The 15328-nt window shown below is 38.9% G+C and carries 19 protein-coding genes, 1 other RNA gene and 1 pseudogene; 7 read left to right on the top strand and 14 right to left on the bottom strand.

What is annotated here, in order from left to right:
- Positions 1-18: 18 nt before the first annotated feature.
- The 10 genes from PTQ27_RS04495 to PTQ27_RS04450 form a co-directional block, all read right to left on the bottom strand.
- Complete coding sequence (locus tag PTQ27_RS04495) at positions 19-408, bottom strand: hypothetical protein (RefSeq protein ID WP_273747879.1); 390 nt, start codon at positions 406-408, stop codon at positions 19-21.
- A 2-nt stretch (positions 409-410) separates the two neighbouring features.
- On the bottom strand, positions 411-986 hold the full coding sequence (locus PTQ27_RS04490; protein ID WP_273747880.1) for a DUF5420 family protein: 576 nt from the start codon (positions 984-986) through the stop codon (positions 411-413).
- A gap of 23 nt (positions 987-1009) precedes the next feature.
- Positions 1010-1192, bottom strand: coding sequence for a hypothetical protein (locus PTQ27_RS04485; protein ID WP_353617025.1), 183 nt, complete (start codon positions 1190-1192; stop codon positions 1010-1012).
- 207 nt (positions 1193-1399) lie between these two features.
- Positions 1400-1603 (bottom strand): ANR family transcriptional regulator, encoded by a 204-nt coding sequence (locus PTQ27_RS04480; RefSeq protein WP_273747882.1) that lies wholly within the window; start codon positions 1601-1603, stop codon positions 1400-1402.
- A gap of 192 nt (positions 1604-1795) precedes the next feature.
- Positions 1796-2323: a host-nuclease inhibitor Gam family protein gene (locus tag PTQ27_RS04475; RefSeq protein ID WP_040080735.1), complete on the bottom strand. Its 528-nt coding sequence runs from the start codon at positions 2321-2323 to the stop codon at positions 1796-1798.
- A complete protein-coding gene (locus PTQ27_RS04470; RefSeq protein WP_273747883.1) occupies positions 2304-2543 on the bottom strand; it encodes a hypothetical protein in 240 nt (79 codons plus the stop codon). The genes PTQ27_RS04475 and PTQ27_RS04470 overlap by 20 nt, the downstream gene beginning before the upstream one ends.
- Positions 2544-2554: 11 nt before the next feature.
- Complete coding sequence (locus PTQ27_RS04465; RefSeq protein WP_273747884.1) at positions 2555-2869, bottom strand: HI_1482 family protein; 315 nt, start codon at positions 2867-2869, stop codon at positions 2555-2557.
- A gap of 2 nt (positions 2870-2871) precedes the next feature.
- The gene (locus PTQ27_RS04460) at positions 2872-3789 is read right to left on the bottom strand and encodes an AAA family ATPase (protein WP_273747885.1); all 918 of its coding nucleotides are present in this window, start codon (positions 3787-3789) and stop codon (positions 2872-2874) included.
- Between the two features lie 55 nt (positions 3790-3844).
- Complete coding sequence (locus PTQ27_RS04455; protein ID WP_273747886.1) at positions 3845-5821, bottom strand: transposase domain-containing protein; 1977 nt, start codon at positions 5819-5821, stop codon at positions 3845-3847.
- Positions 5822-5830: 9 nt separating this feature from the next.
- Positions 5831-6073: a helix-turn-helix domain-containing protein gene (locus PTQ27_RS04450; protein WP_273747887.1), complete on the bottom strand. Its 243-nt coding sequence runs from the start codon at positions 6071-6073 to the stop codon at positions 5831-5833.
- Positions 6074-6258: 185 nt separating this feature from the next.
- Between PTQ27_RS04450 and PTQ27_RS04445 the strand changes: the two genes are divergently transcribed.
- The 3 genes and pseudogenes from PTQ27_RS04445 to dacB all read left to right on the top strand — a co-directional run.
- Positions 6259-6642, top strand: a complete 384-nt coding sequence (locus tag PTQ27_RS04445; RefSeq protein WP_273747888.1) for a hypothetical protein — start codon at positions 6259-6261, stop codon at positions 6640-6642.
- A 6-nt stretch (positions 6643-6648) separates the two neighbouring features.
- The gene (locus tag PTQ27_RS04440) at positions 6649-6954 is read left to right on the top strand and encodes a S24 family peptidase (protein ID WP_273747889.1); all 306 of its coding nucleotides are present in this window, start codon (positions 6649-6651) and stop codon (positions 6952-6954) included.
- Between the two features lie 235 nt (positions 6955-7189).
- Positions 7190-8257: pseudogene (dacB, locus tag PTQ27_RS04435) on the top strand (serine-type D-Ala-D-Ala carboxypeptidase); the annotation flags it as partial.
- Positions 8258-8319: 62 nt separating this feature from the next.
- On the opposite strand, the gene PTQ27_RS04430 reads toward dacB, so the two are convergent.
- Positions 8320-8589, bottom strand: coding sequence for a GNAT family N-acetyltransferase (locus tag PTQ27_RS04430; protein ID WP_273747890.1), 270 nt, complete (start codon positions 8587-8589; stop codon positions 8320-8322).
- 175 nt (positions 8590-8764) lie between these two features.
- Here PTQ27_RS04430 and purH point away from each other — a divergent pair, with 175 nt between their 5' ends.
- Positions 8765-10354 carry a bifunctional phosphoribosylaminoimidazolecarboxamide formyltransferase/IMP cyclohydrolase gene (gene purH, locus PTQ27_RS04425; protein ID WP_273747891.1) on the top strand — a complete coding sequence of 530 codons (1590 nt, stop codon included), beginning with the start codon at positions 8765-8767 and terminating at the stop codon, positions 10352-10354.
- Between the two features lie 63 nt (positions 10355-10417).
- Here purH and dapA read toward each other — a convergent pair whose 3' ends face one another.
- Complete coding sequence (gene dapA, locus PTQ27_RS04420) at positions 10418-11311, bottom strand: 4-hydroxy-tetrahydrodipicolinate synthase (protein WP_434802827.1); 894 nt, start codon at positions 11309-11311, stop codon at positions 10418-10420.
- Between the two features lie 88 nt (positions 11312-11399).
- Positions 11400-12341 carry a Kdo(2)-lipid IV(A) acyltransferase gene (locus PTQ27_RS04415; RefSeq protein WP_273747893.1) on the bottom strand — a complete coding sequence of 314 codons (942 nt, stop codon included), beginning with the start codon at positions 12339-12341 and terminating at the stop codon, positions 11400-11402.
- Positions 12342-12518: 177 nt separating this feature from the next.
- Here PTQ27_RS04415 and hpf point away from each other — a divergent pair, with 177 nt between their 5' ends.
- The 3 genes from hpf to gloB all read left to right on the top strand — a co-directional run bounded on the left by hpf (position 12519) and on the right by gloB (position 14054).
- Complete coding sequence (gene hpf / locus PTQ27_RS04410) at positions 12519-12803, top strand: ribosome hibernation-promoting factor, HPF/YfiA family (protein ID WP_273747894.1); 285 nt, start codon at positions 12519-12521, stop codon at positions 12801-12803.
- A 403-nt stretch (positions 12804-13206) separates the two neighbouring features.
- An RNA gene (ffs, locus tag PTQ27_RS04405) (signal recognition particle sRNA small type) lies at positions 13207-13304 on the top strand.
- A gap of 42 nt (positions 13305-13346) precedes the next feature.
- The gene (gloB, locus tag PTQ27_RS04400) at positions 13347-14054 is read left to right on the top strand and encodes a hydroxyacylglutathione hydrolase (RefSeq protein WP_273747895.1); all 708 of its coding nucleotides are present in this window, start codon (positions 13347-13349) and stop codon (positions 14052-14054) included.
- A 22-nt stretch (positions 14055-14076) separates the two neighbouring features.
- Here the strand turns inward: gloB and phoR are convergent, their stop codons facing one another.
- Positions 14077-15327 (bottom strand): phosphate regulon sensor histidine kinase PhoR, encoded by a 1251-nt coding sequence (gene phoR, locus PTQ27_RS04395; protein ID WP_273747896.1) that lies wholly within the window; start codon positions 15325-15327, stop codon positions 14077-14079.
- Position 15328 lies beyond the last annotated feature (1 nt).

Genomic DNA, 15328 nt, shown 5'->3' with positions numbered 1-15328 from the left:
ATGGGCTGTAAATGGAATTTACATCGTTTCTACTAACTCTAACCCGTCGAGTGTCTTATATTGACGAATCAGGGCAGTTGGCGATGGAAACGTAGGGGAGTATGTCACTACTTTTTTATTTAGCTGTTTTTTACTAACTAAACCTCTATATGATTTCTTCTCCTTAGCATTAAAAAGAGGGCTTTCTTTGCGATACCAAATCTCTTCCAAATAAGGACGTATTTCGTGTCCTTCTTTTGTCCAAGCTCCATCAATTTCCCCATCAACATACACAGCTAATTTTAAAGATCGCTTAATTTGTACAACATCTACCGTGAGTAAATGCTCTTTGTATCTAAATTTCACTCTTCCTATGATACTGTCTAGTTTTTGCTTAATTTCTTTCCATTGTTCTGTTGAAATAGCCATTTTTATTTCCCCTGTATCGCTAAAAACTCACTTTCTTTAATCTCAACCAATCCCTCTGCAATATCAGGAAATGGCTCATCATTTTTATCAATAGGCATTGGCACTTTAACCAGTAAGGTGTTTTCACAAATGCCAGCTACGGCTAAATAACTTCGCCCTGATGTTGGGGAATAACTAAAATCACTTGCAAAATAAAGCATATTCAAACGCTTTAAGATGTAGGGTGAAAAATCACGATGTTGTTCATAAATTTCATTAATCGCTTTAAAATCTTCTGCAAGTTCTTTCCCTTTTTTGTAACGTTTATCAGGTTTGACGAGGTAAAACTCATCATCAAATTTACTGACCTTGAACCCTTTAACACATAAAACTTGGCTAATATTGGTTGCTTTACAAGCAATCCCACTAACCATTCGATGAAACCAGCCTGCCCCACTTATTAATCCATCATTGAAAGGATATTTTTCTAAAATAGCATTGAGCTTATCCTTACGTTCTTCTTTAGATACTTGATAATCTGCATAAATGTTTTTTAGTGGCTCTTGGGTTACATCGCCTTTAAAAAATCGGTATTTCATTTCTACTTCCTCTCTATGTTCTGTTAATGTTTCCGATTTGCCGTTAATAACTTTAAATGTACCTTTGGCAGTAAATCCTGCACCGTACCGATATACACTCCACTACGAATGGCATCATCTTGGTTTAAATACTTTTGAGCTTGTATCAGCTGGATAATCGCCTCATTTAATTGGCTATTCAGTTGTTCTTTTACGGTTTCTGTCATTGTCATCATATTTGTTCCTAATTTTCAGTAATTCGTGGTCTAATGCTTCGCTTATTTCTAAAGACTTCTTCACAGCAGCCTTATGGATATTATTAGCTTTACTGTATTCTTCATTGAGTACACTAGTGCTTACTTCCCACAATAAATCTCTTACACAATCTATTTTCTCTCGCAATTCAAGCCTTTCTCTTGTATTCATACTCCCCCCTAAAACGGCTTTTCGTTCACACGTTTACAAAATTCCGCTCGTTGTTCCGCCCAATCACGGTTAGCGGTCTTTTTGGCTGATAACTTTGCAACCCCCCAATGGTCTTGTGCTTCCTTATAGTTGCCTTTGCGTTCGGCTTCAGCCGCTTTCTCTGCGTAATGTTGATAGCGGTTAAATTTCACTTCTGTTGGTTTCGTTTTCATATTTTCTCCTGTCGGTTTAAAACACATTACTAAAGCCCCTCAAAGCGAGGTTTAAAGGGCTTTTAAATGAGCTTTAAAACAGATTCAATAGAAACACTATTACACAAACAAAAAGCCAAATTAGAAAAATAGCTGCTGCAATCGCTATTGGCACAAGGAATGCTCCTAGTACAATCAAGCTCAATGTTTCCATCACTTCACCTCCTGCTCAAAAGGTTTAATTACAAACTCTTCAACACCTGACTTAATCGTAATGCCTGCCACAGTTTGTGCGGTTTCCGGCTCAAGTAAGATCGCATCTTTGTTGATTTCCTCTTTGGTGCGGATAAACTGGGTTAAGCCTAAGAGTTTCAAATTCTCAATCACTTGGTCGGCTTTTAGCACTCGCACGCTCGGTGGATTTTGTCGCCACTGCACCTCGCCGGTGTTAAAGTAGCCGGTTTTCTGTTTGCCGTTTTTTGTGAGTTCATCACGATGGCTTTCACAATAGGCTTGAATGGCTTGCTGACGGTCTTCTACCTCTTCTTTTAATGCTTGCAGAGGTTCTGCATATCGCTTGGTAATATCGGCAATTTCATCATTCTGTGCTGTTGTCAGACGTTGTAATTCCCGTTGCTTATCACCTAACTCTTTAATCATCAGTTCAGCCTCTTCACGAGTTTGCACTCGTAGTGTTTGCACCGCTGATTTCACTCGGGTTTTATTGGGTTGTTTTGCCATTTTGTCTTTCCTCTTTGTTTGTATAGGTATAAGGGTAAAAATCTTTGTTTACTTTCGGGGTAATGCCGCCTTTTTTATCACCGGAATAAATCAGGTACACCACGTTATCTACGCAGATTTCCGTCAAATTGTTGCCGATGTAATTTTTAGCTTGTTTGCTTTGGACTAAATCACACCCTACAAGCCCTAAAAGGGCGGTTAATAGTGCTAAGGTTTTCATCTGTTTTTCTCCTAGTAAATTGCGGCTTGTCGCCACCACACTCTGATACCTTCCAGCATTGTGTAGTAACCTTCCCATCTGCCTAAATCTTCGCTATTACCGAAGCTATAGCGGTAGGCTTTACCCTCACAAATCAAGCCTTGAGCAATGTGCTTGTTATTGCCAATTTCCACCTCAATGCGTGGCTTAATGCGGGTAAAATCAATATTCAGCACCGTAAAGCCAAGACTGTTTAAGCGGATAATTGCCTTTTGGGTTTGCTTTAAAAAACGGCACGCTGCTTGGTTGGTGCGGTTAAAACTGTGTTTGGGTTTTGGGGTTTTCATTGTTAATCTCCTTTGCCTAATAACTCTTGGCGAGCCTGAATAATCAAATCTGCGGTAATCGCTCGGTCTAAACCTTTTGCCACCATTCCGGCAAGGCGGAGCGTTTGGGTTAAAATTCGCAAGCCACCGCCTGTTTCGGTAATACTTTGCATTACTTTCAGGGCTTCCGTGTTTTCTTCCAGCCCCCACGCTTTGGCAACCGCTTTGGTGTCTGCCTGTTTGGTCTTTTGGATGCTGGTGTTTTTTGCCACTCGGCTCCACAATCTTGCGTATTCGTGGTGCGGGCTAATGCCACCTTTCATTCGGGTGTACACTTTGTCGTTACCCACCAACACCAAGCCGATATTTGCTTCTTCTTGCATAATGCGGAGTTCTTCCAACGCCTCATAAGGTAAGTGGTCTGCTTCATCAATAATCAGTAAGCCTTCCGTGCCTGTGATTTTGCGGGCAATTAAGCGTGAGAGCGTGCCTTTACGGCGTGGGGCATCGCTAATGCCTAGCTCTAGGGCGATTTCATATAAAATCTCGCTAAGGCTTGCACGGCTTGGGCTTGCGGTGACTAACCACACATTTGCACGCCCTTTTTTAAACTCCTGAATGGCTTTGGTTTTGCCTACGCCCGACATTCCATAAACGGTTGCCATACAGTTAGCGATTTGGGCAAATTCCAACGTTTTAAAAATCTGCTTTGCCGTTGCCGTTTCGATAAATGCAGGGGCTTCTACAAATTCCCGTGCCTGTACTTCTTTTTTGGTAAAGTAAGCGGTTAATTTTGCTTCTAAATTTGCAATATCTCCGCCATAGTTACCGTTTAAATAGGCGGATAATGCACCGGCATTTACGCCACTTTCTTTGGCTAGTTTGGCTTGTGATACGTTGTTTTCAGTTAAAAAGCCTTTTACTTGTTCGATTAAATTCATTTTTAAACCTCGTTTAAATTAGCGTTTAAATGTTTAAATAACGTTTAAAGCCTCGTTATTTTGTCCGTTTCAGCATTGACACACCTCGCATAAAGGCTTGGTCAAACTCGCTGATCTCTTCGGCTTCTTCCACCACCGTTGCTTTACGCACGGTATTGAAATCCACGATAAATTCTTCTTTCACCAGTACCTCTTTTACCTTCTTCTCTATCGGCTCCGGCACCTCCACTTGTGGAGCGAGGCTTGCCAGTTCGTGAGCTTCCAGTAATTCAAGGGCTTCGGCTTGAGCTTTGGCACTTTTCACTACTTTCTGATATAAGCGACCTTGCTCACGGCTTGCACTGGTATCACCAAATCCTTTCGCCTCTCGGCAAACGGCTTCGGCTAAGAATTGCCCCTCTAGGTTGTACACATACACGTTGCCGTGTAAGTCATCAGGGTCGAACCGTGCCACTACTTTCTTATCCGTTATCCCTATCAGGCTTTCCGCCCAGTAGGTATTGGTTAAGCCGTAGAGCTTGCCAGCTGCTTTCAGCGTAAATTCGCCGTTGCGTTTAATGCCGATCGTTTCCGCCTGCAAGAACAGTAACCGCAACTGCTCAGGGCTGGCTTGTCTTACGTTGCTTGGGTGGTAATCCCTCTCCCATACTTGGTCGAAGCTCAATTCGCCTCGGCACATTTCGGTATGGCGTTCGGTTTGGGCGTTATATTCGTCCACTCCGGCTGCAAGAGCTTTTAAAAACACCTCGTAATCCACACCGGCTTTGCCACCGTTGTAGTTATCGGGCTTATCATTTACACTTTTACCGGTGTAAAACCCGCTTAATTCAGGGCGTTTATCCACCTTTTCACCAATTCCGCCTCGCCCGAAAGCACGTTCAATCGGCTTCGCTTGTCCGTGTCCTTCGCCGTAAAGAATTGAGGTAAAATGCACATCAATCCCTAAAATCGGCATAATGCCTTTCGGGTCTAACTCGGTATGTTTAAAGCGGTAGCGGTTTTCAATACCACCGGTCATTGCCTTATTCGCTGCTGCTCGGGTGTTATCCAGCGTGAGCGTTTTCGGTATGCCTACGTTAAAAATCACATCCATTAATGCGTGGCGTATGCTGTCGGTGTTCTCCGAAATCGATGTCCGATAACCTAAAATCTTGCGGGTGCGAACATCTTGCCAAAACCACGTTTTAGGGCGGACAATCTCGCCGGTGTGCCATTTCACGAATACGTTGTGCTGGTAGCCGTCACCGTTAACCCATTCACCGGCGAGAATATCTTTCACCGTGCGTTGTAGTGCCGGTACTAACTTGGCAACCGCATTGGCTCCTTCTCGTTTCAGCAAAATCACCTCGTAAGGCACTTCCGCCAACACTCGGCGTTGGAAAGTCTGCAAACTTGCCATTTGCCAGCCGTATTGCTTAGCGATGGTTTGGGTTCGGCGGTAGCTTGCCCGTAAATCCGGCTTTTCAGGGCGGAGGTAATCCGATAAAAAGCAATCCCACGCTTCTTCGGTAACTTTCGCTTTAAGCTGAGGCTTTTTGCTTTTGCCACTTTCGGAAATTAAGATCGCTTGCCATAAATGGACCGGATGACCTTTCACTTTGTAGTACCAATTTTTTAAAGAACCTTGCGACACATTTTTAGCGGTTGCCGCTCCCGCTTCTGCCTGCGTATAACTAAACCCTTGGTCGAGAAAGGCTTGCAACTGCATACAGGCTTCTGCCTTGCCTTTTGCTTTCTCCCTGCCTTTATCGGTGGCATTATTGAGCCTTGCGATAAGAGCAGGGTCGTCCCGTTTGGGTTGTAATGCCTCTACTTGTGGAATAGTAGCAATGGCAACTCTGAATTTGAGTTGTTGTTGTGCAGTTATAGGTAAACAATTGATATGATATTCAAATGCTTTAGTACCATTTCGTTTTCGTTTGAACTCAGGGGTATTTATGGTTAAACGATCTAAATAATCCCTAATTCGTCTGACTGATGTAGGAAATTCAGGCAATCCTTCAGCTTCTGTAGCTGTGAGCCAATACTCCATAAAAGCCTCCTATTTGGTATATCTACTTTTCCAAATATCGCTTGGTTTAACCCCAATAGCGTTAGCAATAATTTTTTCTGCTTTTGGATATGACCTGTCTAAAGCATTATTCAAAGTTCGTGGTGATAATCCCGCCTCAATGGATAATTTAGAAAGAGATGTTCCTCGCTTCTTTAGCTCTGCAATAATGTCAGCTCTATGCCAATCTCTTCCATTTTTAGTAGTTTTATGCGATTCTATTGCGTTAATCACTTTAATTACTCCTATGTCTAACTCTATGGAATAAGACTACACAGACGGAAAAGACGCAAGTCAATATATTTTCGTCTTTTTCGTCTTTTTATTTATTTTTTAGTATCTTTGATATATAAGAATTAAAGACGAATAAGACAAAAAAGACATCGCGTCCTTTTCTTAACAATGAAAAGGACGAATTTATGGATCAATCATCTGAATGGGTAACTGCACAAGAAGTAGCTGGAAAAGAAGATATGCCAACTTCTGCAAGAAGAGCAAAAGATAAATTAGAGTTACTCTCTCAAAATTTTCCTGAAAAGAAAAGGCTACGAAAAGGAACAAAAGCAACAGAATACCATATATCTATTTTGCCTTCTTTGACTATTAAAGATTTGAATAACAATGAATATATAGAGAGTAAGACAATAAATACTAAAATTAGCTCAAGTCCATTAATTCAAGCCCAAACTGCAGATGAAATGGAACGTGTGCCGTTTTATAATGTACAGGCTTCAGCAGGTTTTGGTACATTTAATCAAGACGTTTACGCCCCTGATGATTATATTGGACTAAGTAAACAATGACTTGCTGTGCGTGGCTTATATATCAATTGTCTTGCGTTTATTACTGCTTCAGGTGATTCAATGTACCCAACCATCAGTGATGGCGATATGCTATTGGTAAACCAAGCCGCCACCCAGCCTAAAGACGGTAAAATTTATGTGTTCCGCCAAGGGGAACAGCTTTGGGTTAAACGTGTGCAAGGCATTATGGGGGGGATTCGCTTAATCAGCGATAATAAAGAGCTATACAGCCCTATTGATGTGATTTTTAATGAAGCGTTAGATTTCGAGGTTATCGGGCAGGTAGTTTATATCGGTCACGACCTCATTTAAACGCCATTTAAAGCCACTTAAATCATTTTTACTTTTTCGTTGTTTTAATGGTGCAAGCGGTAGGTTTTAGCCATTTTTTCGCAATTCATTATTTTTGCTTTTCTCTTTTATAAAAAAAGGGGCAATGCACCGCAAAGCCCCTGTTTTCAATACTTCTGTTTCACTTATTCCCGAAAAATTCCGCCAAATTCCTATTATTCTTTTATTTCTTAGTTTTAATGGTTCTATACACCTACTAATTAGCAAATTAAAACAGCAAAATATCAAAAAAATTGAGGGCGATTTAATTCTTGATACTTCTGTTTTTGCAAGTCACGACAAAGCATCCGGCTGGATTTGGAACGATTTAACAATGTGTTTTAGTGCACCGCCTGCTGCTATCAATATTGATCGAAACTGCTTTTATGTCACGCTTAATGCCGATCAAAACATAGGCGACTTTGCTAAAGTCAATATTCCTTCCGCTTATCCAGTACAAGTTTTTAGTTCTGCTTATATTGTCGATAAAAAAGAAGCTCCATTTTGCCAATTAGATGTAGTAGTACACGATAATAACCGTTATCAAATTAAAGGGTGTATGGCTCGCCAGTCTCAACCCTTTGGCTTAAGCTTTTCTGTACAAGATCCAAGTAATTACGGTGCTAATATCATCAAAGCACATTTGAACAAAGTAGGAATTGAGTTCACAGGCCAAATCAAAGAACCACTTCATTCCCAAGCCGGTAAATTATTAGCTGAACATTATTCTGAGCCATTGCCTGTTTTACTTAAGAAAATGATGAAAAAATCAGATAATCAAATTGCCGATGCATTATTTAGAACCGTTGCCAATAAACAACATAATCGCCCAGCCTCCTTCCAATTTGGTAGTTATGTTATTCGTCAATTTTTAAAATCTAAAGCGAATATTCATTTTAAAAATAGTGTCGTTGCCGATGGTTCAGGGCTTTCTCGCCATAACCAAATAAGTGCTTTAACAATGCTAGAAACTTTGGAATATATTGCTAAAAATGAAGAAAGTTTAAACTTATTTGAAACGTTCCCAATCGCTGGTGTTGATGGCACAATTTCAGGTAGAGGCTCTATTGCGGTTGAACCGCTAGCTAAAAATATCATCGCTAAAACAGGTTCATTAAAAGGTGTTTATAATTTAGCTGGCTTTATGAAAAATGCCAGAGGGGAACGCATCGCCTTTGTACAATTTATCAATGGATATTCCACAGGAGAGCTAGAAAGCAAAACCAAACGAGCTCCTCTCAATACCTTTGAAAATAATTTTTATATGGCATTGTTTAATGAGTAAATACATTTAAGAATAACACAAGCGGTCGTAAATTTTTTAACATTTACGACCGCTTGCTATTTTTAGGCAATTAATTCTTGATGACTTCGTTGCATTTTTACATCAATATAACTACAACTCGGTTTGATTTTTAAATTGTTTTCTTGGGCAAAAGCAATTAAAGCATTGTAAAGCTCACCTGCAATCCCTTTACCTTGAAATACCTCATCTACTTTGGTAGTGTAAGCATCAATCACGTTCTCTTTTATATAACGGTAACGTAATTTACCTGCTTTAACACTATTTTCTGTAATATATTCAAACTCAAAATTATCGAAATTATGATTAACCATAATACCTCCTATCTGCTTTGTAATATTTTACTCCCTTTAAAAATCTCTGCAAATGATTGCTTTAGTAATTTTTTACGGAAATCTAACCGCTTGCAGATGAAAAAAGCAAACGTTTGCGTTATAATCTTTCCGCTTTATTTTACATTCAAAACATTCATTTTAAGGAACTTAGAAAATGGCTATTCAACAAGCATTATTAAGTGTGTCTGATAAAAAAGGCATTGTCGAATTCGCTCAAGGCTTGGCTACTCGTGGCGTAAAATTGCTTTCTACAGGTGGAACTGCAAAATTATTGGCAGAAGCTGGCTTGAATGTCACAGAAGTGTCTGACTACACAGGATTCCCAGAAATGATGGACGGACGAGTAAAAACCCTTCACCCTAAAGTACACGGAGGAATTTTAGGTCGCCGTGGTACTGATGATGAAATAATGAATCAACACGGTATTGAACGTATCGATATGGTGGTAGTAAATCTTTATCCGTTTGCTGCTACAGTGGCAAAACCGGATTGTACGCTTGAAGATGCGGTTGAAAACATTGATATTGGTGGCCCGACAATGGTGCGTTCTGCCGCTAAAAACCATAAAGATGTCGCCATTGTCGTCAATAATAATGATTTTGATGCGATTCTTGCTGAAATGGATAAAAACCAAAATAGCTTAACTTTAGAAACCCGTTTTAATTTAGCGATCAAAGCCTTTGAACATACAGCTCAATATGACTCAATGATTGCAAACTACTTCGGGCAAAAAGTGCCACCTTATCAAGGAGCAGAGGAAGAAGATTTAAGCCAAGTATGCGGTCAATTCCCTCGCACGTTAAATCTAAATTTTGTACGTAAACAAACGATGCGTTATGGCGAAAATTCGCATCAAAATGCCGCATTTTATGTCGAAAATGAAGTGAAGGAAGCTTCTGTTTCCACCGCTAAACAATTACAGGGTAAAGCCCTTTCTTATAATAATATTGCCGATACCGATGCTGCTCTTGAATGTGTGAAAGAGTTTGCGGAACCGGCTTGTGTAATCGTAAAACACGCAAACCCTTGCGGGGTGGCATTAGGTAAAGATATTTTAGAGGCTTACAACCGTGCTTATCAAACCGACCCGACCTCTGCATTTGGCGGCATTATTGCCTTTAACCGTGAACTAGACGGCGAAACGGCTCAAACTATTGCGGAACGTCAATTTGTGGAAGTGATTATTGCCCCGACTATTTCAGTTTCAGCAAAAGAAGCATTAGCCAAGAAGAAAAATGTGCGAGTGCTTGAATGTGGCGAGTTCTCAACTGCTCAAAAGCGTTTAGATTTCAAACGAGTAAACGGCGGTTTATTAGTGCAAGATGCAGATCAGGGCTCAGTTTCAATCGAAGATTTACAAGTAGTTTCTGAACGTAAACCAAGTGAATCAGAATTAAAAGATCTACTATTCTGCTGGAAAGTGGCGAAATATGTGAAATCAAATGCGATTGTTTATGCTAAAGATGGGCAAACTATCGGTATTGGAGCAGGACAAATGAGCCGTGTTTATTCAGCGAAAATCGCAGGTATTAAAGCAAAAGATGAAGGCTTACAGGTTGCAGGTTGTGTAATGGCATCTGATGCATTCTTCCCATTCCGTGATGGTATTGATGCAGCGGCTAAAGTTGGTATTACTTGTGTTATTCACCCAGGTGGCTCAATGCGAGATCAAGAAGTTATTGATGCTGCTAACGAACACGGTATGGCAATGGTCTTAACAGGTATGCGTCATTTTCGTCATTAATTCATAAGTAAAAAGAAAGCCGATTAAGGAAACTTAATCGGCTTTTGTTTTTGCAAAAAATACTTAAATTAAACCCGCTTGTTGTAATGCTTTTAATACAACCGGTTGTGCAGATTCAGATAAAGTTGTAAGTGGTAAACGTAAATTAGGTTCGCTAATTAAGCCTAATTTATAAGCAGCCCATTTCACAGGAATTGGGTTAGATTCCACAAATAAATCTTTATGTAATGCCATTAAACGGTTATTAATTTCTTCTGCTTCGGCAAATTTTCCCGCTAAGGCTAATTCACACATTTTAGCCATATCTGCTGCCGCCACGTTATTGGTTACAGAAATAACACCTTGCCCACCTAGTTTCATAGATTCAAAACCTGTTGCATCATCGCCACTTAAGAAGATGAAATCATCACCTGCTAATTGTTTAATTAATGGTAAACGGCTTAAATCGCCTGTTGCTTCTTTTACTGCAACAATGTTTTCAATTTTTGCTAATCTGCCAATTGTTTCAGGTTTTAAATCGCTACCTGTACGCCCTGGCACGTTATAAAGAATTTGCGGTAAATCTGTGCTTTCTGCAATGGCTTTATAATGTAAATACATCCCTTCTTGAGTTGGTTTATTATAGTAAGGCACAACACTTAAACAACCAGCAACACCACTATTTGCTAATAATTTAGTCATAGTGATTGCTTCACTTGTTGCATTTGAACCAGTCCCTGCAATAACAGGAATACGACCATCTGCAAATTCAACTGTCTTTTTGATGACTTTAACATTCTCATCAATACTTAATGTTGTTGATTCACCCGTTGTACCAACAGATACAATTCCGTGAGAACCAGCTTGAATATGATATTCAACTAATTTTTTTAAGTCTTGAAAATCTACTTCACCGTGGGTCATTGGTGTGACTAACGCTACGATACTACCGTGAAATAATGGGGCTGCCATAATCATCTCCTGCATTTTTATTATGTTCAATATTCTTTGTTAGATTGCAAAATTCAGCTTAAATATGCAAGCATTTTTTGCAATTATTCTAAAATTAATTATAAAGACTTGGTAAGTCTTCATTTGGGCGGGTTTTAAAACGGCGGTGTAGCCACATATATTGCGATTGAGCTTTCATAATTTCGCCTTCAACAACTTTATTCATTAAAGCTGCTGTTTCTGTTTCATTTTGGCATTTACTAAAATCTACCATTGGGCTTACTTTAACTGTATAACCAGAATAATCAGCGTGACGAATTGGGCTAAAAGGAATAACAACCGTTTTAGGTGCTGAACGGAGTAATATATAAGTTCCTGCTGTTGTACTCGTTTTTTCTACACCAAAAAATGGCACAAATACACTATTACGTCTGCCATAATCGTGATCTGGAGCATACCAGATAGTCTCTCCTGATTTTAATGCTTTGATAATTCCACGAAGATCTTTACGGTCGATCATTGCTTTATTCGAACGGATACGGCCTCTAAACTGGATCCAATCAAGTAATTCATTATCATTAGGGCGATAGATACCTATACCTTGGTGGTGTAAGCCCACTATTCTTGCCCCTAACTCTAATGTTAAAAAATGCACCCCCACAAACAAAACGCCGGCATCTTTTTCTACGCTTTTTAAATGCTCTACCCCTTCAATTTTTGACCATTTCAGAATACGCTTATCTGACCAAAACCAAGCCATTCCGGTTTCAATAATCGCCATTCCCACAGATTTTACATTTTCTTGTAGTAATGCTTCGATTTTTTCAGCGGAATAATCAGGAAAGCAAAGCTCTAAGTTACGTCTTGCAATTCGCATTCTGCGTTTACCAAACCCTAAACTTGAAAATAATTTTCCTAGGCCCCAACCAATTTTAACCAAAATAGGATAAGGTAAGCATAAGATTAATTTAAAAACAGCTAAGCCAATCCATAACCCCCAATATTTGGGGTGCAAAAAGTCCATTTTAAAAGGTGGAAGTTGTTTTTTTTCGCTCATAATATTCTCGCTTTTCTATTCTTACTTTCATTATATCGAAAAATGGCAAAAAATGTTAAGTAGATCAAATTTTTGGAAACTTATTTCATTTTCCACTTGAATTTTTGGAGTGATAGGCATATGTTGAATATAGGAAATCAATGGCAAAGGCCTTAACTAAACAAAGAGGAAAATGTTATGTCACTAAATATTTCAAGCAAACAAATGGACATTACCCCTGCAATCCGTACTCATATTGAGGAGCGTTTAGCTAAGTTAGAAAAATACCACACCCAACTAATAAACCCACATTTTATGCTTATTAAGCAGCCAAATAGCTTCCAAGTTGAAGCAACTATTGGCACTCCATTAGGTGATTTAGTCGCAAAATCAGAACACGAAGATTTATATACCGCTATTTTTGATGTGAAGAAAAAACTAGAAGGTCAGTTAATCAAATTAAAAGAGAAAAAAGAACATTAATTTTTTAATTTAAAATAATTTTTAGGGCTAAGTGAAAAATCATTTAGCCCTGTTTTTTCTTTTGTAAAAGACCTTTTATTGTTCATCATATTTCCTTAAAAAATAGATTAAAAAAATAACCCTAGCCTAAATGCAAAATATATCCCCCCCCCCCCGATGGTGCGAGCGTCCTCGCTCGTACCCAAACAAGCGGTTGATTTATTTGCAAAAGTTTTAGAAAAATCGACCGCTTGTAGCCTCATTACCCAAGCACCAGTGTGGACGCTGGCACTATCTATGGTTTTTCTGGGAAACTTTGCAAAAAGTTATCAGAAAATAACCGCTTGTAAAATTCAGCCTTGTCTTATTTTGAAATTTATCTATAATAGAAACTCTTACGCTTAAAGCGTAATTCTATGGGGCGTTATTGGTTCCTCGCAATGGTGTTCAGCTTACTTGATCAGGTTCGGAAGAAAGCAGTCTGGGTTGAAATTTCCGTGTGCCGAGGGTGGCTGGTAATGCCCCACCCTATTTCTACAATCTCTCTTTTTCTAAGGAGAATCTATGCTTGCAATCACCCCTATTCCAGCCCTTTCTGATAACTATATTTGGGCAATTGTAAAAGATAAAGATTTGATTATTGTCGATCCATCTGAATCTCAACCTGTATTGGATTTTATTGCAAAAAACTCGCTAAATTTAACCGCTTGTTTGCTTACCCATAATCATCACGACCATACAGATGGCTTGCCCGATATTTTAAAGGCTTATCCAAATCTGACTGTTTACGGCCCAGAAGAAGTGGCACAATTTGCAACAAAGATTGTAAAGCCTGAACAGCATTTTGAGCTTTTTGGTTACGATGTGAGAGTGATTGAAAGTGCAGGCCATACCGAACAGCATATTAGCTATTTATTTGGCTTTGATTATCTATTTTGTGGGGATTCGCTTTTTTCAGCAGGTTGCGGGCGAACTTTTACCGGCAATTACCAAGCACAATTTGATGCATTGCAACGCTTTAAAGCCTTGCCAAATTCCGTTAAAGTTTATGCAGCCCACGAATATACACAAAGCAATTTAAAATTTGCACAAGCAGTGTTGCCAGAAAGTTGTGCGTTAAGTGAATATCAGGAATATGTCGATATACTGCGTTCGCAAAACAAACCAACCTTGCCCTCCACCATTGGGCAAGAAATGCAAATCAACCCCTTTATGCAAGCGGTTGATTTAGCAGAGTTTATTACACTTCGTCAGCAAAAAGATAATTTCTAACGCTAACTTTGGGGCAAGTTTTTTATTTTAAAATAAAAGAGAAACAAGCCCCTTCGCCTTCTTTACTAGTAATTTTTAACACCGAATGGTGCTGCTCTAGGGCGTGTTTAACAATGGCAAGCCCTAATCCACTGCCGCCTGTTTTTAAACTTCGGGATTCATCTACACGGTAAAAACGTTCGGTTAAATGTGGTAAATGATTTTCTGCAATACCAATGCCATCATCTTGTATTTTAAATTCCATTCCTTGTTTAGTTGGCTGCCAGCTAATTTCAATATTATTTGCCTCGCCCGAATGTTTAATCGCATTATAAATTAAATTAGAAACCGCACTCTGTAGCTGGTTTTCATTACCTAATATTTCCACATCAGGGTGAATATTGAAACGAATATTGTGTTGGCAAGTATTCAGTATTTCGGTTTCTTTTTGTAGCGATAAAATCATTGCTGACATATTAAATAACTTATGATCTTTATTTGATGAAGTTTCAATTTTTGCCAACATATCCAGTTGTTTTAATAGATTTGTCATTCTCAAACTTTGTTCTTCCATTGCTTTTACCGCTTTTTCTTGCAATAAGCTTTGTTTGGGGGCATCAGATAACATTTCTAAATAGCCTTGTAACACCGTAAGTGGTGTTCTGAGTTCGTGGTTAATATTACTTAAAAAGGTTTGTCTTGAACGTAACAGTTGGATCATTTCAGTAATATCTCGCCCAATAATTAATAAGGTTTCTGGGTCATATTGATGGATATGAATTTCAATATAACGCTCGTTGTAAGTCAGCAAAACAAGCGGTCGGCCTTTTTTCGGTTGGGCAAAGTAGTGCTTAAATTGTTTGTAGAAAATAATATTGAAAATGTTTTTTTCAACTTTTTTATGCCAGTAAAAATCAAACATCTTTTGGGCTGCGTGATTACACCAAGAGAGCGTGCCGTCTGCTTGGCAAATAATAATGGCATCGGGTAAAAATTGAATATTTTTATTGAGTTTTGATAATAAGCGTAAGTTTTCAAACTTCTCTTTTTTATTTTTATTGCGGTAATAAGCAATGGTTTGTGAAAAGGTTTCTAAATTAATTAAATCACTGCTCTTTTTGATTTCGGGATTTAAACTTTGAAGTAGTCGATGTTCTGTAATGTGGTGCCAAATTAATAGCCCAAGAAAAATAATAATTAGCCAAGTGGTAAAATCTAAACCAAATAAACTGAAAATAAATGCCACCATTACAGAAAATAACATCTCTGTTAAAAAGTTAAGCAATTTTTTCATT

The sequence above is a fragment of the Mannheimia cairinae genome, assembly GCF_028649535.1.
GTDB classification, from domain to species: Bacteria; Pseudomonadota; Gammaproteobacteria; order Enterobacterales; family Pasteurellaceae; genus Mannheimia; species Mannheimia cairinae.
The sequence above is the reverse complement of the archived record's forward strand: the minus strand, read 5'-3'. Positions and strand labels throughout refer to the sequence as shown.